The organism is Streptomyces sp. WG5 (genome assembly GCF_049974565.1).
Lineage (GTDB): Bacteria > Actinomycetota > Actinomycetes > Streptomycetales > Streptomycetaceae > Streptomyces.
Map to the genome: position 1 here is coordinate 33965 of NZ_JBNGGC010000033.1, position 19624 is coordinate 53588.

Annotated in this window: 19 protein-coding genes; 9 read left to right on the top strand and 10 right to left on the bottom strand. The window is 72.3% G+C overall.

The window, feature by feature from the left end; translation table 11 throughout:
• Positions 1-12: 12 nt before the first annotated feature.
• Genes ACP4IX_RS28545 through ACP4IX_RS28560 form a run of 4 tightly spaced genes read right to left on the bottom strand, consistent with a single transcriptional unit; the run spans position 13 to position 4477 of the window.
• On the bottom strand, positions 13-1215 hold the full coding sequence (locus ACP4IX_RS28545; RefSeq protein WP_426557349.1) for a Gfo/Idh/MocA family protein: 1203 nt from the start codon (positions 1213-1215) through the stop codon (positions 13-15).
• Between the two features lie 14 nt (positions 1216-1229).
• Complete coding sequence (locus tag ACP4IX_RS28550; RefSeq protein ID WP_426557351.1) at positions 1230-2570, bottom strand: ABC transporter substrate-binding protein; 1341 nt, start codon at positions 2568-2570, stop codon at positions 1230-1232.
• Between the two features lie 10 nt (positions 2571-2580).
• Entirely contained in the window at positions 2581-3564 is a 984-nt protein-coding gene (locus ACP4IX_RS28555) for a carbohydrate ABC transporter permease (protein ID WP_426519034.1), read from the bottom strand.
• 16 nt (positions 3565-3580) lie between these two features.
• A complete protein-coding gene (locus ACP4IX_RS28560) occupies positions 3581-4477 on the bottom strand; it encodes a carbohydrate ABC transporter permease (RefSeq protein ID WP_426557353.1) in 897 nt (298 codons plus the stop codon).
• 155 nt (positions 4478-4632) lie between these two features.
• On the opposite strand from ACP4IX_RS28560, the gene ACP4IX_RS28565 reads away from it, so the two are divergent.
• On the top strand, positions 4633-5796 hold the full coding sequence (locus ACP4IX_RS28565; RefSeq protein ID WP_426557355.1) for an ROK family transcriptional regulator: 1164 nt from the start codon (positions 4633-4635) through the stop codon (positions 5794-5796).
• Between the two features lie 150 nt (positions 5797-5946).
• The gene (locus tag ACP4IX_RS28570; protein WP_426519028.1) at positions 5947-6132 is read left to right on the top strand and encodes a hypothetical protein; all 186 of its coding nucleotides are present in this window, start codon (positions 5947-5949) and stop codon (positions 6130-6132) included.
• 705 nt (positions 6133-6837) lie between these two features.
• Here ACP4IX_RS28570 and ACP4IX_RS28575 read toward each other — a convergent pair.
• Positions 6838-8211, bottom strand: coding sequence for a S1 family peptidase (locus ACP4IX_RS28575; protein ID WP_426557357.1), 1374 nt, complete (start codon positions 8209-8211; stop codon positions 6838-6840).
• 229 nt (positions 8212-8440) lie between these two features.
• Between ACP4IX_RS28575 and ACP4IX_RS28580 the strand changes: the two genes are divergently transcribed.
• Together ACP4IX_RS28580 and ACP4IX_RS28585 are read left to right on the top strand one after the other, a co-directional pair.
• Complete coding sequence (locus ACP4IX_RS28580; protein WP_426557359.1) at positions 8441-9619, top strand: MalY/PatB family protein; 1179 nt, start codon at positions 8441-8443, stop codon at positions 9617-9619.
• Positions 9620-9669: 50 nt separating this feature from the next.
• Entirely contained in the window at positions 9670-10056 is a 387-nt protein-coding gene (locus ACP4IX_RS28585) for a PPOX class F420-dependent oxidoreductase (protein WP_426557361.1), read from the top strand.
• A 55-nt stretch (positions 10057-10111) separates the two neighbouring features.
• Here the strand turns inward: ACP4IX_RS28585 and ACP4IX_RS28590 are convergent, their stop codons facing one another.
• Both ACP4IX_RS28590 and ACP4IX_RS28595 read right to left on the bottom strand, forming a co-directional pair.
• The gene (locus ACP4IX_RS28590; RefSeq protein WP_426557363.1) at positions 10112-10534 is read right to left on the bottom strand and encodes a Zn-ribbon domain-containing OB-fold protein; all 423 of its coding nucleotides are present in this window, start codon (positions 10532-10534) and stop codon (positions 10112-10114) included.
• 196 nt (positions 10535-10730) lie between these two features.
• A complete protein-coding gene (locus ACP4IX_RS28595; protein ID WP_426519018.1) occupies positions 10731-11465 on the bottom strand; it encodes a TetR family transcriptional regulator in 735 nt (244 codons plus the stop codon).
• A 128-nt stretch (positions 11466-11593) separates the two neighbouring features.
• On the opposite strand from ACP4IX_RS28595, the gene ACP4IX_RS28600 reads away from it, so the two are divergent.
• Together ACP4IX_RS28600 and ACP4IX_RS28605 are read left to right on the top strand one after the other, a co-directional pair.
• Positions 11594-12430, top strand: coding sequence for a hypothetical protein (locus ACP4IX_RS28600; protein WP_426557365.1), 837 nt, complete (start codon positions 11594-11596; stop codon positions 12428-12430).
• Positions 12431-12454: 24 nt separating this feature from the next.
• Positions 12455-12943: a flavin reductase family protein gene (locus ACP4IX_RS28605; RefSeq protein ID WP_426557403.1), complete on the top strand. Its 489-nt coding sequence runs from the start codon at positions 12455-12457 to the stop codon at positions 12941-12943.
• A gap of 248 nt (positions 12944-13191) precedes the next feature.
• Here the strand turns inward: ACP4IX_RS28605 and ACP4IX_RS28610 are convergent, their stop codons facing one another.
• Together ACP4IX_RS28610 and ACP4IX_RS28615 are read right to left on the bottom strand one after the other, a co-directional pair.
• The gene (locus ACP4IX_RS28610) at positions 13192-13575 is read right to left on the bottom strand and encodes a hypothetical protein (protein WP_426519014.1); all 384 of its coding nucleotides are present in this window, start codon (positions 13573-13575) and stop codon (positions 13192-13194) included.
• 315 nt (positions 13576-13890) lie between these two features.
• A complete protein-coding gene (locus ACP4IX_RS28615) occupies positions 13891-14808 on the bottom strand; it encodes a MurR/RpiR family transcriptional regulator (protein WP_426519012.1) in 918 nt (305 codons plus the stop codon).
• A 319-nt stretch (positions 14809-15127) separates the two neighbouring features.
• Here ACP4IX_RS28615 and ACP4IX_RS28620 point away from each other — a divergent pair, with 319 nt between their 5' ends.
• Positions 15128-15289, top strand: a complete 162-nt coding sequence (locus ACP4IX_RS28620; RefSeq protein ID WP_426519010.1) for a hypothetical protein — start codon at positions 15128-15130, stop codon at positions 15287-15289.
• Positions 15290-15608: 319 nt separating this feature from the next.
• Here the strand turns inward: ACP4IX_RS28620 and ACP4IX_RS28625 are convergent, their stop codons facing one another.
• On the bottom strand, positions 15609-16271 hold the full coding sequence (locus tag ACP4IX_RS28625; protein ID WP_426519006.1) for a nucleoside/nucleotide kinase family protein: 663 nt from the start codon (positions 16269-16271) through the stop codon (positions 15609-15611).
• An 80-nt stretch (positions 16272-16351) separates the two neighbouring features.
• Here ACP4IX_RS28625 and ACP4IX_RS28630 point away from each other — a divergent pair, with 80 nt between their 5' ends.
• Positions 16352-17092, top strand: a complete 741-nt coding sequence (locus tag ACP4IX_RS28630) for a beta-phosphoglucomutase family hydrolase (RefSeq protein ID WP_426519004.1) — start codon at positions 16352-16354, stop codon at positions 17090-17092.
• Positions 17089-19443: a glycoside hydrolase family 65 protein gene (locus ACP4IX_RS28635; RefSeq protein WP_426519002.1), complete on the top strand. Its 2355-nt coding sequence runs from the start codon at positions 17089-17091 to the stop codon at positions 19441-19443. The genes ACP4IX_RS28630 and ACP4IX_RS28635 overlap by 4 nt, the downstream gene beginning before the upstream one ends.
• The last annotated feature ends 181 nt before the right edge of the window (positions 19444-19624 follow it).

The window sequence follows — 19624 nt, forward strand, 5'->3', positions numbered from 1 at the left end:
CACGCCTTCGCGTCACAGCTGGGGAGCGTCCCCGAAGTCCGGGATCTCCAGCCTGGTACCGCCCTGCCGCGCGGACTCGTGCGCGACGATGCCCGGCAGGGTGTAGCGGGCGGCGATCCACGCGTTCACGGACGGCAGCGTCCGGGAGTTGACCGCGGTCACGAAGTCGTCCGCCAGGAAGTGGTGGCTGCCCTCGTGCCCGTTGCTCATCCGGTCGTACGCCCGTGGCAGCCGCGCCCGGTCGTGCACCGGCGCCGAACCCGAGGTGAAGGCCGCCCGCAGCTCCGGTGCGACGTGCTGGAGGGACGGGTCGTCGGGGGACGTGGTGGGTTTGGGCTCCAGCAGTTCGCTGATGTCCTCCACCCCGTTCTTGTCCTGCCACAGCGCCACCGTGGCGAGCTGCTCCATGCTCGCCTCGGTTCCGAAGAACCGGAAACGGGACTCCCGGATGTGCGAGGGATAGCCGACCCGCCGGAACTCGTTCGTACGGAACGACCCGCCGCCGGCCACCTCGAACAGTGCCGTCGCGTTGGAGACGTCGTTGTCGAACTGGCTGACCGACCGGTCGAAGACCCCGTCCCCGCGCTCGTCCACCACCCCGAGCGCCGAGACGCTGACCGCGTGCGTCTGCCAGGCGCCCAGCACCCCGCCCACCGAGTGCGTCGGGTACAGCAGTGGCGGATAGCTGGCGGTGGCCTTCCACCCCTCGCCGCCGCTGTACTGGTAGGCCTCGTAGAACCCCAGGTCCATGTCGTGGACGTAGTCGCCCTCGGCGTAGAAGAGCCGTCCGAAGGCGCCCTCGGCGATCCGGTTGCGGGCGTGCACGGTCGCCGGGTGGTACTGGCTGGTCTCGCCCATCATGTACGTCAGTCCGGTCGCCTTGACCATGTCGATGATCTCCGCGATCTCCTGCGTGCTGATCGCCATGGGGACCGCCGAGTACACGTGCTTGCCCGCGGCCAGCCCCTGGAGGACCAGCGGCGCGTGCGTCCAGCGCTGCGTGAAGACCGCGACGGCGTCGACCGCCCTGGACTCCAGCATCGCCTCATAGGTCGGGAAGGTGCCGGTGAGGCCTTCGGCGGCGGTGAGCCGTTCGGCCCGTTCCGGCAGCAGGTCGGTGACGTACACGTCGCTCACACCCGGGTGGGCCATGAACAGCCTGGCGAACTGGCCGGAGAACTGGCCGGCACCTACGATGCCGAGGGAGAACGTCATGGATGGTGTGCCTTTCACTGGTCGAGGATCAGATTGATCTGGTCATTGGTCTCGTCGAGGCTGCTGACGGGTTTTCCGCCGCCGTAGATGTCCTGCATGGCGGGGCGCATGAGTGCCTGCACGTCCGCGGCGTAGTTGGTGATGGGGTAGGAGAAGGTCCGGAACCCCTCTTCGTCCTCGACCGGCCGGGTGAAGGCCGTCACGTCGATGCCCTTCTTCTCGTAGGCCGCGACGGCCGCCTCGGTGCCGTCGGGCGTGGCCGGGAAGACGATGCCGTAGCCGCCCACGGTCCGCTGGCACTCCTCGGAGGCCAGGTACTTCACCCACTTCAGGGCGCCCGGCTTGTTGCGGGCGTCCTTGGTGACGGAGTCCGCGAGACCGTTCATCATCGTGGCCCGCTTGCCGGTCGGACCGGCGGGAGTGACGGCGGTGGCGAAGTCGACGCCCTCGAAACCGGCGTACGTCGAGAGCATCCACGCTCCGTCGAAGGCGGCGGCCGCCCTGCCCGCGGCCACCTGGGCGTTGGCCTGGTTGGACACGGAGTAGTCGGTGAAGGGGGCCATGTAGCCCTGGTCGGCCAGCCCGAAGTACCACTCGATGACCGACTGGAACGTGTCGTCGTCGTACCGGTACTCGGTGCCCCACCGCTCCTTGTCCGTGTAGGTCCAGCCGGCGGACGCGGCGAGGTGGCTCCAGGTGGTCTGGCCGTCACCGTCGCCGCCGCCGTTGGTGGCCAGGCCGTAGACCTCGACATTGTCCTTGTCGAAGCCGGGCTGGTCACCGCGCCGGCCCTTCTCGTCCACGGTCAGGCGCGCGATCGCCTTCTCGAAGGTGCCGCCGTCCACGGGGTTCCAGGAGAGGCCGTTCAGCTCCTCGGCACTCAGGCCGGCGTCCTGTGCCATCCGCTCGTTGTAGAAGAGGGCGACGGTGTCCCAGTCCTTCGGGGCGCCGTAGCGGTGGCCGTCCTCGCCGAGCCAGCCGGCGGCCAGACCGGGCTGGTAGGCGGAGTCCTCGATGCCCAGGCCGTCGAGCGGCTCCAGCACCTTCAGGCCGGCGAACTGGCCGAACTTCTGGATGTGGTCGGTGAACACGTCGGGCTGGGTGCCCGCGATGAAGCTCGCGGTGAGCTTGGTCCAGTAGTCGTCCCAGCCCATCTGGGAGATCTTCACGTCCAGGCCGGGGTTCCGCTTTTCGAAGTCCTTCGCGCACGCCTGGTACGCGGGGAGCTGGTTGGTGTCCCAGAGCCAGTACGTCACCGTGTCCGCGGACGATCCGGCGCCGCCGTCCCGGGCGCAGCCGCTCACCAGGGACAGCACCAGCGCCCCGGTCAGAGCGGCGGCCGTACGAAATCGCATGTCCGTCCCCTCACTTGATGCCGGTGAAACTGATGGTGCTGACGATGCGGCGCGCGAAGACACCGAAGAGCAGCAGCATCGGAAGTGCCGCGATGAGCGTGGCCGCCATCAGGCCGGACCAGTCGGTGCCGGTCGTCGGGGTCTGCGCGCGGAAGACGGCCAGTGCCACGGTGAGTACGCGCGAGCTGTCGCTGTAGGAGACCATCAGCGGCCAGAAGTAGTCGTTCCAGGACGTGATGTACGTGAGCACGGCCAGTGTCAGCACGGGCGTCGCCGCCATCGGCAGCATCACCCGGGAGAAGACCCGCACCTTCCCGGCGCCATCCAGCAGGGCGGCCTCCTCCACCTCCCCGGGAAGGTTCATGAAGAACTGCCGCAGGAAGAACACCGCGAACGGGGTCATGAACATCGTCGGGAGAGCGATGCCCAGCAGGGAGTCGACCAGCCCGATCTCCTTGATGAGGACGAAGTTCGGCAGCAGGGTGAAGACGGCCGGCACCATCAGCCCGGCCAGGAACAGGGCGAACACGGTGTCCCGGCCCCGCCAGCGCAGCCGGGCGAAGGCGTAGGCGGCCATGGCGGAGAAGAGGATCTGGCAGACGGTGACCAGGGTGGAGACGAACACCGAATTGAGCAGGTACCGCCAGAACTTCAGTCCGCTGCCCGAGCCGCCCTGCGCGATCGCCTCCTCGGCGGACTGCAGGCCGAGGGCCCGCTCGAAGCCGCTGGTGGTCGGGGCGACCGGCAGCGGGTCCGCCGGGTGGGCGGCCAGCCCGGTGTTGGCGGACAGCGCGGTGCGCAGGATCCAGTAGAAGGGCAGCAGGGTGACGAGCACGATCGCGGCCATCACCGCCCAGGCCGCGATCCGCCCGGGGGAGAGCCGCCTGCGCCTGCCGCGCCGTGCCGTCGCCGGGCCGGCCGCGGAGACGGTGCCGGTGACGGGGGCCGCGTCGCCCTTGGGTGCCGTGTCGGCCGTGGAGGCCGTCTCGGTCATCTCGTTCTCCTCTCCGTCAGCCGAGGTCGGTCCGGCCGGCCCGGGTGAGCCGGTACTGGACGAAGGTGATGGCGCTCAGCACGACCAGCAGGGCGACCGACATCGCCGAGGCGTACCCGAACTGGAAGCGGCCGAAGGCGGCGCCGTAGATGTAGAACTGGAGCACGTTGGTGGCGTTGGCCGGTCCGCCCCCGGTGGTCACGGCGACCGTGTCGAAGACCTGGAAGGAACCGATCACCGTCATGATGAGGACGACCGCGAGGACCGGCCGCAGCAGCGGCATCGTGATCCGCCAGAACATCCGCCACTCGCTCGCGCCGTCCACCTTCGCGGCCTCGTACATGTCGCCGGGGATGGCCTGGAGCCCCGCGAACAGCAGCAGCGCGGTGTAGCCGACGTGGCGCCACACGTTGATCAGCGCGATGGTCGGTACCGCCCAGGTCTCGTCGGCCAGGAACGGGATGCGGTCGAGACCGAGCCCCGCGATGATCTCGTTGCCGATGCCGAGCTGGGTGTCCAGCATCCACAGCCAGACGATGCCGGCCACGACGTTGGACATCAGGTACGGCGTGAGCACGATCCCGCGCAGCAGTGACGACTGGGTCAGCCGCTGGAGGAGCACGGCGATGGCCAGGGCCGAGACCGTCTGCACCCCGATGTTGACGACCACGTAGACGACCGTGACCCGCATCGACTCCCAGAAGATGGGGTCGTTGACCATCCGCACGTAGTTGTCCAGGCCCACCCACTGGGCCGGGGTCAGGAGGTTGAAGCGGGTGAAGCTCAGGTAGATCCCGCGCAGCGTCGGCCAGAGCAGGAAGACCACGAAGCCCAGGAGCGCCGGGGCGATGAACACCGCGGCGAGACGTCCGTCACCCCGCTTCCCGCCGGGGCTGCTGGAGGCGATGGTCATCGGCGGACTCCCTCGCATGCGGCGGCTCGGTCCCATTTACTTTTGGACCGGAATAATCAACGCGTCAAGAGGTCGCGCGAACATCCTTTACGAAGGAAAAGCCGCCTAGACTGGCTCAGTTGTTTCCGGCTCAGAAGAAAGTGGGGCTCGATCACATGCCCACCAGTGCCGAGAACTGGCTGCCGTTGAGTCCCGGAGAACGCTCCGTGGCGATCGAGGTGCTCGTGCACGGACCGCTGTCCCGTACCGAGCTCGCCCGGCGGCTCGGCCTCTCACCGGGCAGCCTCACCCGGCTGACCAAGCCGCTCATCGAGTCGCGGCTGCTGGTCGAGGTCCCCGAGGCGGGCGCGCCGGCGGGAGTGCGCCTGGGCCGTCCGTCGCAGCCGCTCGACGTGGTCACCGACTCCCGGTACTTCCTGGGCTTCAAGATCACCGGTGACATGGTGTACGGCGTCGTCACCACCCTCAGGAGTGAGATCGTCGCCCGGCACGACCGTGCGCTCACCACGCACGAGCCCGGTGAGGTCGCCGACCTGCTGGCCGCGATGACCGGGGAGCTGTCCCGCGGCCGTCCCCGGGTCGCCGGTATCGGCATCGGCGTCGGCGGACTCGTCGAGGGCCGGGCCGTGGTCGGCGAGTCCCCCTTCCTCGGGTGGCGGGGAGTCCCGCTGGCCGGACTCGTCGAGGACCGCACCGGACTGCCGGTCGTCGTCGAGAACGACACCGCCGCTTTCGTGGAGGCCGAGACCTGGTTCGGGGCGGGGCGCGGCCTGGACCGGTTCGTCGTCCTCACCGTCGGCGCCGGGCTCGGGTACGGGCTCGTGCTGGGCGGCAAGCGCGTGCCGTACCCGGGGGACGAGGACCGCGGCTTCGGCCGCCACTGGATCCTCGACCCGTACGGCCCGCTCACCCCCGACGGCCGGCGCGGCAGCGCCGTCTCGCTGCTGACCATCCCGAACATCCGCTACCAGGTCCAGGCCGCCACCGGCCGCGACCTGGGCTACGAGGAGATCCTCGCGTCCGCCGCGGCCGGCGAGCCCGTGTCCGCCCGGGTCGTCGAGGAGGCCGGACGGGCCCTGGGGGCCCTGGTGGCGCAGATCGCCAACTTCGTGATGCCGCAGAAGATCCTGCTCGCGGGGGAGGGGGTGGGCCTGATGGACGTGGCCGGAAACGTGGTGGAGAACACCATCCGCGACAACCGGCATCCGCGGGCCGCGCCGGTCGGTCTGGAGACCCGGGTGTCCGACTTCCACGACTGGGCACGCGGCGCCGCGGTGTTGGCGATCCAGGTTCTGGTACTGGGAGCGGCGCAGGTGTGAAGAGGCGTGCCATGTGCGCCAGAACACAGATGACGTGAACGAACTCGCCGGTAGCCCTTGACAGATGAGACGGTTGACGTGATCAGTAACACGGTCCGTTATGTCCGGTTGGCTCGCCATTACTCACATCGTCTTCACGCCAGGCGCCGTATGCTTCACAGCATGTCCACCACTGTTGAACCCTCCTCCGAGCGATCGGCTGCCGAGGTCAACGAGGAGATCCGGGCCCTGTGGCTCCGGTCGGGCGGGATACTGAGCGTCGAGCAGCGCGCGGAGTACCAGCGGCTCGTCATGGAGTGGGCCAGCGCGGCCCCGGAGCCCGCGAAGGCTGCCTGACCGCCGCCTGACTCCTCGGCTGCCCGGAGCCTTGGCCCCGGGCACCCCCAACGGACGGGTGCCCTTCTCGCACTGACCTCGGCCGTCTGCTACGGCACCGTGGACTTCGCCGGCGGCCTGCGGTCCCGGCGCGTCCATGTCGTCGCCGTCACCTTCCTCGGCCAGGTCGGCGGGCTCGCACTCGCCTGCGGGCCGCCCTCCTCGTGACCGCACCCGGCGTCCGCCCCGCGGACCTGGGGTGGGGCGGCCTGCCCGGCGTGGGCAGCGGCGTCGCCATGCACTCCCTCGACCGGGGCCCGCGCCGCGGCGCGATGAGCGTCGTGGTGCCCGTGAGCACCGTCACAGGCGTCGCGCTCTCCGTCCTGTGCGGCGTACCCGTCCTGGGGGACCGCCTCACCGGACAACCCACCGGCCGAACCGGACGCCGGCCCCGCCCACCACGTGGGCGGCCGGCGCGCGGCCGTCCTCCGCGGTGGTGACCGCGGGCGGTGCTCCACGTCCTGCGGGCCGCCCGATGCCGCCCGACGCCGCCAGGCGGGCACAGGGCCGGGCGGCGCACATCCGCTGCGTCCGGTGACGGCCCCGGACGGCGCCGGCGAACGTCCCGCCGCAGTCCGGCGGGCCGAGCCGGCCATCCCCGTGCGCGGCGCCTCCGGACGCGCCGCCGCCTCCCTCACCCACGCCCTGCCTCCCCCGCACCACAGCTCACCCCCACGTCGTCGAGTAGTGCCGTCGGTAGGCCTTGCGGTCCTGCTCCGCACGGATCCACCGGGTGGCCACCAGCGCGACCAGGCTGCCCGCGACGACGAGCATGCCGGGACCGACGTTCCGGCGGTCGGTGAGCCGGGAGAGCGGCGTCGAGCCGTTGACGCCCGTCACGGGCGCCGCGGTCCCCGGTGCCACCGCCCCCGGCGCGGTGGCGCCGCCGCCGTCGGCGGCCGGCGGCGAGGACGCGGCTCCGGGCCCCGCCTCCTCCTGCGCGGAGACGATCAGCCGTACGCCGAGCGACCGCATGGCCTCCGGCAACGGCTGGAAGAACGTCGTGCCCCCCTTGTCGCAGTCGCCGCTGCCGCCCGACGTCACGCCGAGGGCGAGGCCCTCGGAGAACATCGGGCCGCCGCTGTCCCCCGGTTCGGCGCACACGTCGGTCTCGATGAGACCGGTGACCGTGCCCTCCGGATAGTTCACCGTCGCGTCGAGCGCCGTCACCCGCCCGTCGCGCAGCCCGCTGGTGCTGCCGCTGCGGAACACCCGCTGCCCGACGGCCGGTTCACCCGTTCCCGTGATCCGCACCCCCTGGTCACCACCGACCGCCACCACGTCGGCGCCGTCGCCGGCCTTCCCGTCCGCGTACTCCACCAGGGAGAAGTCGTCCCCGGGGAAACTCCCGGCGACCGTCCTGCCGACCTGCCGGTCGCCCCCGCCGCCGGACCAGACGGACCCCGTCGGCCCGCAGTGGCCGGCGGTCAGGATGAAGTCCCTCGTTCCGTCGGTCACGTTGAAGCCCGCCGAACAGCGCCCCGCCGCGGACAGGATCGGCTCCGCCCCGTTCAGGCGAGTCGTGAACGTGCCGCCGGTGCGCTCCACGCGGACGAACTCGCCGATGGCCTCCGCGACACCCGTCAGCCGGGACCAGTCGGATTCGGAGACCGTGCTGTCACCCCGCACCACCACCTCGTTCGACCGGTAGTCGAGCGCCCACGCCGTCCCGGGCACCCGGGGCGCCGAACGCAGCGCCGAGACCGCGGACTTCAGCTCGGACATGCTGTGCCGCACGACCTTCGCCCCGGCGCCGGCCCGCCGCACCTCCTCGGCCGTGCGCTCGTCGGTGACCGCGACGACCGGCCGCCCGTCGGAGCCGACCCAGTGGCCCGCCGTACGGGAGGCGCCCAGCCGTGACACGAGTCCGGCGCCGGCGCCGCCTCCGGCCGCGGTCCGCGCCGTTGTGTACGGCGCGGCCAACGCGGCGGGGGATTCGTCCGCCACGGCCCGGGTGATCATCGTCCCCCCGATCAGGAGTCCGCATACGGTCGCCAGCCGTGCCGTTCGCCGGACGATGTGTCGTCGTGCGTGCCTCATGTGTGTGCTCCCGAACCCGGACACGCGGTGTCGCCACCGCGGGGGCCTCCGGACGTCGAGCGCCCCCCTCCCGTACGGGGACGGCCCCGCCCGCGTTCACCGGGCCGGCGGACCGGTCGCGGACGCGGCGGACGGGGCGTCACCGCGTCCGCTCGGGCCGGCCCCGTCGGCGCCGTCCGTGCCCGTCGGCCCGTTTCCCGGTCGCACCACGGCCCCCTATCTTGTGGCCATGACCAGCATCCCGCAGGACCAGCCCAGTGACCCGAACCCCTTGCAGGCACTCACCCTGGACCAGCTGCGCCGCCGGACGAGCATGAAGTGGCGCACCCACCCCGCGGACGTACTGCCGCTGTGGGTGGCCGAGATGGACGTGCCGCTCGCCGAACCCGTGGTGCGCGCCGTCACCGACGCCATGGAACTCGGCGACACCGGTTACCCGGTCGGCACCGCCTACGCAGAGGCCCTGGCCGCCTTCGCCGGCAAGCGGTGGGGGTGGGGCGACCTCGCCGTGGAACGCACCGCGATCGTGCCCGACGTGATGCTGGGCGTCGTCGAGATGCTCAGACTGGTCACCGGGCCCGGCGACCCGGTGGTCGTGAACCCGCCGGTGTACCCGCCGTTCTACCAGTTCGTCACCCACCTGGACCGGCGCGTCGTCGAGGCCCCGCTCGGCGCGGACCTGCGGATCGACCCCGGTGCGCTGGAGGACGCCTTCCGGCGGGCCGTCGCCGACGGCGGGCGGGCCGCCTACCTGCTGTGCAGCCCGCACAACCCGACCGGCACCGTGCACACCGCGCAGGAGCTGTCCGCCGTGGCCGCCCTCGCCGAGCGGTACGGCGTCCGGGTCGTCGCCGACGAGATCCACGCGCCGGTGGTCGGCACGGGTGCCCGGTTCGTGCCGTACCTGAGCGTGCCCGGCGCCGAGCGCGGCCTCGCGGTGATGTCGGCGTCCAAGGGCTGGAACCTGGCCGGGCTCAAGGCGGCGCTCGCCCTCGCCGGCCCCGGCGCCGCCGCCGACCTGGCGCGGATGCCCGAGGAGGTCGGCCACGGACCGAGCCACGTCGGCGTACTCGCCCACACCGCCGCCCTGCGCGACGGCACCGCATGGCTGGACGCCGTGCTGGCCGGGCTCGACGAGAACCGGCGGCTGCTCACCGGCCTGCTGGCCGAGCATCTCCCCGGTGTCGTCCACCGCCCGGGCGAGGCGACCTACCTGGCCTGGCTCGACTGCCGTGCGCTGGACGTCGGCGACGACCCGGCGGACGTCTTCCTCCACCGCGGCCGGGTGGCCCTCAGCTCCGGCATCCCCTTCGGTACCGGCGGAGCGGGACACGTACGGCTCAACCTGGCGACCTCGCCCGAGGTGATCACGGAGGCGGTGCGGAGGATGGCGGCGGCTCTGGCGTGAAGGGAGGGCTTTCGGCCCCGCCCGACAAGGGCGCGCCTAGACTTCCGGCCATGGACGACGCGTCACTGGCCCGGCTGGGCTCCGGAAAGTACCTGCTGGTCACCACGTACCGGAAGAACGGCACCCCGGTCGCCACACCGGTGTGGGTCGTACGGGACGGGGACTCGCTCGGCGTCTGGACGGCCGCCGACTCCTGGAAGGTCAAGCGCGTCCGCAACCGCGCCGACGTCCTGGTCGGCCCCTGCGACCTGCGCGGCAACCCGACCGGTGACCAGGTTCCGGCGACCGCGGAGATCTGCGACCCGGCCACCACCAGCCGTTACCGCCGGCTGATCGCCCGCAAGTACGGCATCGTCGGCCGGCTCACCCTGTTCGGCAGCCGGCTGCGCCGGGGTCTGGACGGCACCCTGGGCATCCGGATCACGCTCACGTCCTGAACGGCCGCTCGCCCTCCTGCGCCGGCGGCGTACGTCCGGAGCGGCCGGCCGGCGCTCAGGTCCAGGCCCGGTACGGTTCGTCGACCAGCTGGAAGACGGGCTGGCCCCGTACCGGGTCCTTGGCCGTGGACAGCCGCACCCGGTCCCCGCTGTGGATGCCGATGAGCGGCCCCATGACCCGGCCGCGCAGCACGAAGCCCTCGGCCATCTCGATCAGGGACACGTTGCGTGCGGCGGGGGTGTTGCGGTGCACCACCGTGGTGTGGCGCACGGTGCCCGTCCCGTCGCTGCGTTCCGTCCGGAGGTCGCTGCCGCGACAGACCGGGCACAGCACCCGGTGGTACATCGCCGTGCCGCACCAGGTGCAGCGCTGGAAGAAGATGGCCTCGGCGTCCGGGGCACCGGGGGCCCTGGGGTCGAGCACGCCCGTCGCGGAGCCGGCTGCCTGCTGAGCGACGTTTCCTGAGTGGTGGTACACGCTGTCAACTCCCTGCACTCGGGCCGGAATCCGCGTGCGCGGTCACCGGGCACGCGTGTGCGCGGCTCGTCGTGCCACCGTGCACGCCGCACAGCGTATGGCACTGAGTGCCACTCGTAAAGGCACTCGGTACCCCAATTCCGCGTCCGCGGTTCGGTGCCGGCGCTCCGTGACCGCCGGCGGCCGGCGCCGGCCGTCAGTCGCGGGCGAGGGCGGTCTCGACCTCGCGTACGACCTGCCACAGGGGCGCACCGCGTCGCGCGACCACGACCACCACGTCCTCGGGCCCCTCGGCCGACGGCGGAACGGGAGGGCTGCCGAACGCGGACTGGGCGTACGCCAGCGCGTGGTCCACCGCGGCGCCGGCGTCGTCCCGCCCCTCCGAACGCAGCCAGGACAGCAGGGCGTTGTTGTGCGCCGCGACCACGGCGGCCGCGATCACGTCGGCGCGCAGGAGCCCGTCCCGCTGCCCGCCCAGGCGCCCGCGCAGGTACGCGGCGAGGGCGCGTTCGTAGCGCCACACCACCGACAACTCGTACGCGCGCAGCCCGGGGACCTTCTTCGTGAGGTGGTAACGCTGCACCGAGAAGGCCGGGTTCTCGGCGTACATGCGCAACACCAGCCGGGCCGCGTCGCAGACCCGCCGCACGGGGTCGACGTCCGGCGGGGAAGCGGCCAGGAAGGCGGTCATGTCGGCCAGGCAGCGCTCGTGGTCGGGGAAGACCACGTCCTCCTTGGAAGGGAAGTACCGGAAGAACGACCGCCGTCCGACACCGGCGAGCGCGACGATGTCGTCCACGGTCGTCCGCTCGTAGCCCCGCTCCAGGAACAGCCGGAAGGCGGCCGCGACGAGCGCCTCCCGCATCGGCGGCCGGGAATCCGCCGCGTCCGTCCCGTCCCCACGGCGGGGCGCCGCACTGCTGGAGCTCATGCAGGGGAACGTAACAGGTCATCGGCACCTGTGACACCCAGTGCAGTGCAGGGAGGGAACTGAGTGCTCTGCCGCCTCGCCGTACCGGTCGCATACGATCGCTACCGGTCAGCACCGAGGAGTCCCGCATGGCACCCGCCCGCCCCCGCATCCTGTACGTCACCGACCTGGCCTATGAGGCGCGCGGGCGGCGCTACGGCGACGAGGACGTCTTCCTGACCTCCCGTCTGCGCGCGGACTTCGACCTGGCCCTGTGCCATCCGGCGGACGCCGCCGCGCTGATGGACGCCTTCGACGCCGTCGTCGTACGCAACAGCGGTCCCGTGCTGGGCCATCAGGCTGCCTACGACGCCTTTCGCGAGCGCGCGGCCGAGCACGGCACCCGTGTCTACAACCAGCTCACGGGCAGGGCGGACATGAACGGCAAGCAGTACCTCCTCGACCTGGCCGAGGCCGGACACCCGGTCATCCCCACCGTCGACCGGCTGGACGACGTGCACCGGCTGCCCCCGGCGGACGAGTACGTCGTCAAGCCCAGGCTCGGCGCGGACTCGGCGGGCCTGCGGTTCGTGCCCGCGGACCGCCTACGGGAAACGGTGCTCGACGACGCCGGGGACGTCCTCGTCCAGCCACGCGTCGACTTCGCCTACGAGGTCTCCTTCTACTTCGTCGACCACGGCTTCCAGTACGCCCTGTACGCGCCGGACCCCGACCGGCGCTGGCGGCTGGAGCCGTACGACGCCACACCGGAGGACCTCGCGTTCGCGCGGCGGTTCATCGAGTGGAACGGCATCGACCACGGCATCCAGCGCGTCGACGCCTGCCGCGCGCCCGGCGGTGAGCTGCTCCTGGTCGAGTTGGAGGACCTCAACCCCTACCTGTCGCTGGACGCCCTCGACGAGGCGGGCCGGAACTCCTTCGTCTCCGCCCTGCGGACGGCCCTGCGGCGTCTGCTCGCGGCATGACCCCGCCCGGAGGGCAGGCCTAGCCTGGACGGCATGAACGTGTTTCTCGAGCGGCTCGACCCGGACATGTGCGTGGTGACGGCCGCGGCGGACGGGGAACGGGCGGGCTGCCTGGTCGGCTTCTCCTCGCAGTGCTCCATCGAACCCGTGCGGTTCGTCGTGTGGCTGTCCGACGTCAACCGGACCTTCCGGGTGGCGCGGGCCGCCGACGTGCTGGCAGTCCATCTGCTCGCCCGCGACCAGCGCCGGACGGCCGAGGTCTTCGGCGGGCAGACCGGCGACCGGACCGACAAGTTCCAGCAGGTCCGCTGGCGTGAGGGGCACGGCGGGGCGGTCGTCCTGGAGGACGCCGAGGCGTGGTTCGTCGGCCGCGTCGTGGACCGGGTCGTCGGGGGCGACCACGTCGGCCACGTCCTCGAACCCGTCGAGTGGGGCGGGCGCGAGGCGTCCGGCGGACCGCTGCTGCGGCTCGCCGACGCCCTCACCATCCGGCCCGGGCATCCGGTGGAGTGACCCGCGCACGCACGTCGTTCCGGCCGGGTCGTCGTGTGCGCGGATGCCGAGCACGCACGTCGTCCCGGCGTTCCCCTGTCTCCGGTTCCACGGCCGCCGGCGGTTCCGGAAAGCCGGCTTCGTCGGCTCGGCGTGCCGCGACGGCGTCCACACCGTGCCCGACCGTGTCGCCGGCCGCGAGCCCGGCCTCGGGCGGTCGGCGGCGTGAACCGCCGGCACCGACCTGGGCCCTGGCCGCGCGGGCGGACTCAGCGCCCCGCGGGGCTCCGCTCGACCAGCGCGTCGGTGACCGCCCGCACGCTGCGCGCGATGTGCTGCAACTGCAGGACCTCCGCCGCGTACAGCTTGATGGTGTGCTCGATGACCGACTCGGGCAGGCCGAGCCGGGGCAGGTCCGCCCGGGCGGTCTGCAGAGCGGTGCGCGCCACCCGGATCTCCTGCTGGACCTGGAGCTGCGCGTGGCGGGCGAGCAGCACGGGGTGGCGGATCAGCGCCGGATAGCCGGCGTAGCGGGCCGGTACGAGTTCGCGCAGCCACTTGGCCGCCGAGCGCTCCCAGTCGTAGCTGCCGGGGGTCTTGACCTGGCAGGGCCAGTCCGGGCTGATGCGCGTGGTCGTCAGGGGCATGATCATCGCCTCCGGGTGTGCGGCGTCGTGGGGGTGGGGCGAGGGCGGGCGGTCCAGGGACGGCCGGGACCGCCGCGGATGCCCGAGCAGGCGATGCCCGACGGAACATCCCCGGTGTGCCGGACGGGCAGGAGTCGACGGCCGGGGATGTTCGCCAGGTGCGGACGCGCTCCGGGGCGGCCGGGTCGCGCTCCGTGAGCAGTATTTATATATGCCATCTGCTTTGCAAGCGGTATGAAAACATTCATGCCTGCTGTGCCGTGAATGACTCCCCTCCGCGGGGGACGGTCGCCCCGCCCGCCCCCGGAAAGCGGCGCCGGCTCAGTCCCGGAGGAAGAACTGGTGCTGGTCGGCGACCTGCTCGTACTCCTCCAGCCGGGCCTGTGTCCGCTCGGGATCGGCGTCGGTCATGGCCTGGAGCAGCGCCGCGCACATCACGCCCGGCGCCGCATAGGAGTCGAAGACCAGCCGGGACCCCGTGCCGGTCGCGAAGGTGACGTCGGCCTCGTCCACGACGGGGCCGAGCGCCAGGTCGGTGATCAGTGCCACTTTCAGTCCGGCACCGCGAGCCACCCGCACCGCGCCCAGGGTCTCGTGGGCGTGCCGCGGCATGGAGAAGGCCAGCACCCACGTGCCGCCGGCCTCCCGGGACTGGAGCAGGGCGTCGTAGGCGACGCTGCCGCCCCGGGTCACCAGGCGCACGTCGGGGTGGACGCGGCGGGCGGCGTAGGCGAAGTACTCGGCGAGGGAGACGGAGATGCGCAGCCCGAGGACGGTCAGCGGCGCCGACGCGGCCAGCCCGCGGCCGACGTCGATCACCCGGTCGGCGTCGGCGAAGTCGCGCCGCAGGTTCTCCAGGTTCTCGATCTCGGCGTCGACGGCCGCCTGGAGTTCGTTGCCCCGGTTCTCCTCGGCCGGGGCTCCGCCGCGCGTCCCCAGCGCGATCGACTGGAGCCTCTCCCGCAGCGCCGGGTAGCCGCTGAAGCCGACGGCCGAGGCGAATCGCGTCACCGACGGCTGGCTCACGCCCACCCGGTCCGCGAGGTCGGTGATCGACAGGAACGCCGCCTCGGTGAGGTGCTCGATGAGGTACTGCGCGATGCGCCGCTGTCCGGGGGAGAGGCGGGGCCGGTCGAACAGCGTCCTGAGCAGGGACGTGGGGGAGGCCTCCGTTCCCGGAGCCACCCGTCCCGAGGTGATCGCCGATGCCTGCGCGCGTGCCTGCTGCGGCGATGGCAAGGGTGCGCCTCCTCTGTCTCCCACGGAGGTCAACATAGCCCACCCCACGTGTCCGGCCGGGCGGTGTCACAGGCCGTCCCGGGGCCGCGCGGTCCGGAGCGGGATCCGCACGAATCCGGCATCGGTCCCAGGTGAGTGCGGCGTCCGCCCCACGGAACACGGTGTCAGCTCCACGTGGACACGGTGTCAGCCCCACGTGGACACGGTGTCCGCCCCACACGGGTCCGGGATCGCACCCCGCGGGGATAGCACCGAGCTGTCCGGGAACCCGCCGTCACGGAAGCAAACGCACCCACACCACGGACGAGGAGCCGCAGCCATGACCGTCCCGGAAGAGAACCGGCCGAAGACCGACACCACCGACGACGTACTCGAACAGCGCGACGAGGACGCGTCCCGCCCGCCCGGGGGCACCGGCCGGACCATGCGCGAGGCGCTGGAGGAGGCGCACGTCCGCCCCGACGACTACGACGAGGAATGACCGCGTCGTGACCGAGCCACGACCGCGCCCCCACCGTCGACCGCGCCGCCCCGGTTCGACCGCGCCGCACCGGGTCGACGGACGCCGAAAACCCCGGCAGGTGACACCGTAGGGGCGCCATCAGGCGCTGGACAACGACTGCCCGGTCCGGCACGCCGAGCGGCACGGACACCAGGGGGCAGGCCCGCCGGCCGTGCGCACCGCCGGGCCGGACGACGCGCCGAACGACCGCTACCGCGTGGCGAGCAGCGTGCTGCCGCACGTCACGACCGGCGGCTTCCCGCACGCGGAGCCCCCGCCGGGCCTCACCGGTGGTGGCTCAGCCGGGTGACCCGGGGACCGGCATGGCCCCCGCCGGCACCACGAGGTCCGCGCGGTCCCGGGTCGCGGCGACCAGGCCGGCGTTGCGCTGGTCGGTGCCCAGCGTCCAGGCGACCGCTTCCTCGTGGGACTTGCCGAACCGTTCGTGCCGCGCCACCAGCCGGCGGACCCGCTCCGTCTCCGCCGGCTCGCAGAACCACACCTCGTCGAGACGGGCGCGCACCCGCGTCCACGCCCCGGTCTCCAGCAGCAGGTAGTTGCCCTCCGTCACGACCAGCCGCGCGGACGGAGGAACCGGCACGGCTCCGGCGAGCGGCTGCTCCAGCACCCGCTCGAAACCGGGCGCGTACACGATGTCGCCGTACTCCTCCTCGCGCAGGCGGAGCAGCAGCGCCGCGTACCCGGCCGCGTCGAAGGTGTCGGGCGCGCCCTTGCGATCCCGGCGGCCGAGCCGGTCCAGTTCGGCGTCGGCGAGGTGGAAGCCGTCCATGGGGACGTGCGCGACCCACGGCTCGCCGGTCCCGTTCAGCTCCCGCACCAGGTGTTCGGCGAGCGTCGACTTACCGGCGCCGGGGCTGCCGGCGATGCCCAGGATCGCGCGCCGCCCGCCCGCCGGCAGGGAGCGGGCACGGGCGAGGAGGTCGTCGAAGGTCAGCGGCACACCGCAGAGTGTGTCACCTGATCGGACCCGCGCCCGAGGGGAACCGATCGGATCCGCCCCCGCGGGGAACTGTGTCGGGTATGACGACGCAGCTGGGACTTCCCGACTCCATCCGGGCCTGCCTCTTCGACCTCGACGGGGTCGTCACCAGAACGGCGGTGGTGCACGCCGCCGCCTGGAAGGAGACGTTCGATGCCTTCCTGCGCGAGCGGGACGGCGCGGACTTCCGGCCCTTCACCGACTCCGACTACGACGAGTACGTCGACGGACGCCCCCGCGCCGACGGCGTGCGCTCCTTCCTCGCCTCCCGCGGCATCGAACTGCCCGAGGGCGGGCCCGACGACCCGCCCGACGCGCAGACCGTGGGCGGCGTGGGCAACCGCAAGAACGAACTGCTCCTCGAGAAGATCCGCACCGACGGCGTGGAACCCTACGAGGGCACGCTGCGCTACATCGACGCGGTCCGCGCCGCCGGTCTCGCCACCGCGATCGTCTCCTCCAGCGCCAACACCCTGGACGTCCTGCGTTCCCTCGACGCCGAGCGCCTGTTCGACGTACGCATCGACGGCGTGGTGGCCCGCGAACGGCGACTGCCGGGCAAACCACGCCCCGACACCTTCCTGGCCGCCGCCCGCGACCTCGGTGTCGAACCGTCCCGCGCCGCCGTGTTCGAGGACGCGCTCGCCGGCATGGACGCGGGACGCTCCGGAGACTTCGGCTACGTCGTCGGCGTCGACCGCGTCGGCCAGACCGAGGCCCTCTACGCCCACGGCGCCGACCGCGTCGTCAAGGACCTCGCCGAACTGGGAGGCCGGGCGTGATCACCAACCGGACGTACGCCGTCGAGCCCTGGTCCGTGCGCGAGACCGCTCTCAACCTCGACCTGCTCGCCCAGAGCGAGTCGGTCTTCGCCCTGTCCAACGGGCACATCGGCTGGCGCGGCAACCTCGACGAGGGCGAACCGCACGGCCTGCCCGGCAGCTACCTCAACGGCGTCCACGAACTGCACCCGCTGCCGTACGCCGAAGCGGGCTACGGCTACCCCGAGTCCGGGCAGACCGTCATCAACGTCACCAACGGCAAACTGCTGCGGCTCCTCGTCGACGACGAACCCTTCGACCTGCGCTACGGCCGGCTCGGCAAGCACGAACGCACGCTGGACCTGCGGCGCGGCGTGCTGGAGCGGATCTGCGAGTGGACCTCCCCGGCCGGTACGACCATCAGGGTGCGCTCCACCCGGCTGGTCTCCCTCACCCAACGGGCCATCGCCGCCGTGGAGTACGAGGTGGAGCCTCTCGACAGCCGGACCCGGGTGGTCATCCAGTCCGAGCTCGTCACCAACGAGAGCCTGCCCGGACCCGACGGCGACCCCCGGACGGCCAAGGCGCTGCGGTCCCCGCTGGAGCCCGAGGAGGACCTGGCCATCGGGTCCCGGCTGCGCCTGGTGCACCGGACGCGGCGCAGTGGTCTCAGGGTCGCCGTCGCCGCCGACCACGTCGTCGACACCTCCGGGGAGATCACCACGAGCAGTGAGAGCAACACGGACGTGGCGCGCCTGACCATCACCTCCGTGCTGGAGCCCGGACAGCGGCTGCGGGTGCAGAAGACGGTCGCCCACGGCTGGTCGGGCGCCCGCTCCCGGCCCGCGATGAGCGACCAGGTCGAGGCGGCACTCGCCGCCGCCGCGCACAGCGGCTGGGACGGCCTGGTGGCGGAACAGCGCGCCTACCTCGACGACTTCTGGGCGCGGGCGGACGTCGAGGTGCACGGCGACGAGGAGATCCAGCAGGCCGTGCGCTTCGCCCTGTTCCACGTCCTGCAGGCCGGGGCCCGCGCCGAACAGCGGGCGATCCCGGCCAAGGGACTGACCGGCTCCGGTTACGACGGGCACGCGTTCTGGGACACCGAGATGTTCGTGCTGCCCGTGCTGACCTACACCGAGCCCAGGGCCGTCGCCGAGGCGCTGCGCTGGCGCCGTGACACCCTGCCCGCCGCCCGGGACCGCGCCGCCCAGCTCGGGCTGCGCGGCGCCGCGTTCCCGTGGCGGACCATCGACGGCTCGGAGGGCTCCGCGTACTGGCCGGCCGGCACGGCCGCCTTCCACGTGGCCGCCGACATCGCGCACGCCGCGGTGCGGTACACGGCGGCGACCGGCGACACCGACTTCGAACGCGACACCGCCCTGGAACTCCTGGTGGAGACGGCCCGCCTGTGGCGCTCGCTGGGCCACCACGACCACCACGGCGTCTTCCACATCGACGGCGTCACCGGCCCGGACGAGTACAGCGCCATCGCCTACGACAACACGTACACCAACCTCATGGCGCGGTCGAACCTGCTCGCCGCGGCCGACGTGTGCGAACGCCACCCGGACGAGGCGGCCCGTCTCGGCGTCGACGACGAGGAGAGCGCCGCCTGGCGGGACGCCGCCGAGTCCGTGCACATCCCCTACAACGACGAGCTCGGCGTCCACGAACAGCACTCGGGCTTCACCCGCCACCAGCGCTGGGACTTCGCCCGCACCGCCGCCGACCAGTACCCGCTGATGCTGCACTTCCCGTACTTCGACCTCTACCGCAAGCAGGTGATCAAGCAGTCCGACCTCGTCCTGGCGATGTACACCTGCGGCAGCTGGTTCGACGCCCACTGCGACGAGGACCAGATCGCCCGCAACTTCGCCTACTACGAGCCGCTGACCGTGCGGGACTCCTCCCTGTCCGCGTGCTGCCAGGCCGTCGTCGCCGCCCAGACCGGACATCTGCGCCTGGCCTACGACTACGCGGCCGAGGCCGCCCTGATGGACCTGGCGGACCTGGAGCACAACACCCGCGACGGGCTGCACATCGCCTCACTGGCCGGTACGTGGATGGCGCTGGTCGCCGGGTTCGGCGGCACCCGACGGGACGGCGACAGCCTCCGCTTCACGCCGCGCCTGCCCGAGAAGTTCAGCCGTCTCGCCTTCCGGCTCCAGTTCCGCGGCCGGTGCCTGCGGGTGGAGATCGGCGCCGACAGGGCGACGTACACGCTGCTGAGCGGCTCCCCCCTGACGATCCACCACCACGGGAACCCGCTGACCGTGAACGGAAACGGCCCCGTCACCCGTCCCGTCCCGGCACCCGAACGGCGCCCCACCCCCGAACAGCCCCCGCACCGCCGCCCCAACGCCCGCTGACCGGCCGGACGCGAGGAGCGCGGGGAGAGGCACGCGGCAGTCCGACTGGCCGAGTTCCGCCCTGCGCATCCGCGGCACGCCGGTTAGTTTGACCTTGTTTTCCGGGTTTCCGGGTTTTCCGGGCTTCCGGGCTCCCGCCACCGGCGGCTGGAGGTGAGGACCGAACGGCCCGCGACGAGCG

Bases quoted from the DNA above. Each gene is read 5' to 3' on its own strand.
- ACP4IX_RS28545 (WP_426557349.1), bottom strand. From the start codon at position 1,215: ATGACGTTCTCCCTCGGCATCGTAGGTGCCGGCCAGTTCTCCGGCCAG.
- ACP4IX_RS28550 (WP_426557351.1), bottom strand. From the start codon at position 2,570: ATGCGATTTCGTACGGCCGCCGCTCTGACCGGGGCGCTGGTGCTGTCC.
- ACP4IX_RS28555 (WP_426519034.1), bottom strand. From the start codon at position 3,564: ATGACCGAGACGGCCTCCACGGCCGACACGGCACCCAAGGGCGACGCG.
- ACP4IX_RS28560 (WP_426557353.1), bottom strand. From the start codon at position 4,477: ATGACCATCGCCTCCAGCAGCCCCGGCGGGAAGCGGGGTGACGGACGT.
- ACP4IX_RS28565 (WP_426557355.1), top strand. From the start codon at position 4,633: ATGCCCACCAGTGCCGAGAACTGGCTGCCGTTGAGTCCCGGAGAACGC.
- ACP4IX_RS28570 (WP_426519028.1), top strand. From the start codon at position 5,947: ATGCTTCACAGCATGTCCACCACTGTTGAACCCTCCTCCGAGCGATCG.
- ACP4IX_RS28575 (WP_426557357.1), bottom strand. From the start codon at position 8,211: ATGAGGCACGCACGACGACACATCGTCCGGCGAACGGCACGGCTGGCG.
- ACP4IX_RS28580 (WP_426557359.1), top strand. From the start codon at position 8,441: ATGACCAGCATCCCGCAGGACCAGCCCAGTGACCCGAACCCCTTGCAG.
- ACP4IX_RS28585 (WP_426557361.1), top strand. From the start codon at position 9,670: ATGGACGACGCGTCACTGGCCCGGCTGGGCTCCGGAAAGTACCTGCTG.
- ACP4IX_RS28595 (WP_426519018.1), bottom strand. From the start codon at position 11,465: ATGAGCTCCAGCAGTGCGGCGCCCCGCCGTGGGGACGGGACGGACGCG.
- ACP4IX_RS28600 (WP_426557365.1), top strand. From the start codon at position 11,594: ATGGCACCCGCCCGCCCCCGCATCCTGTACGTCACCGACCTGGCCTAT.
- ACP4IX_RS28610 (WP_426519014.1), bottom strand. From the start codon at position 13,575: ATGATCATGCCCCTGACGACCACGCGCATCAGCCCGGACTGGCCCTGC.
- ACP4IX_RS28620 (WP_426519010.1), top strand. From the start codon at position 15,128: ATGACCGTCCCGGAAGAGAACCGGCCGAAGACCGACACCACCGACGAC.
- ACP4IX_RS28630 (WP_426519004.1), top strand. From the start codon at position 16,352: ATGACGACGCAGCTGGGACTTCCCGACTCCATCCGGGCCTGCCTCTTC.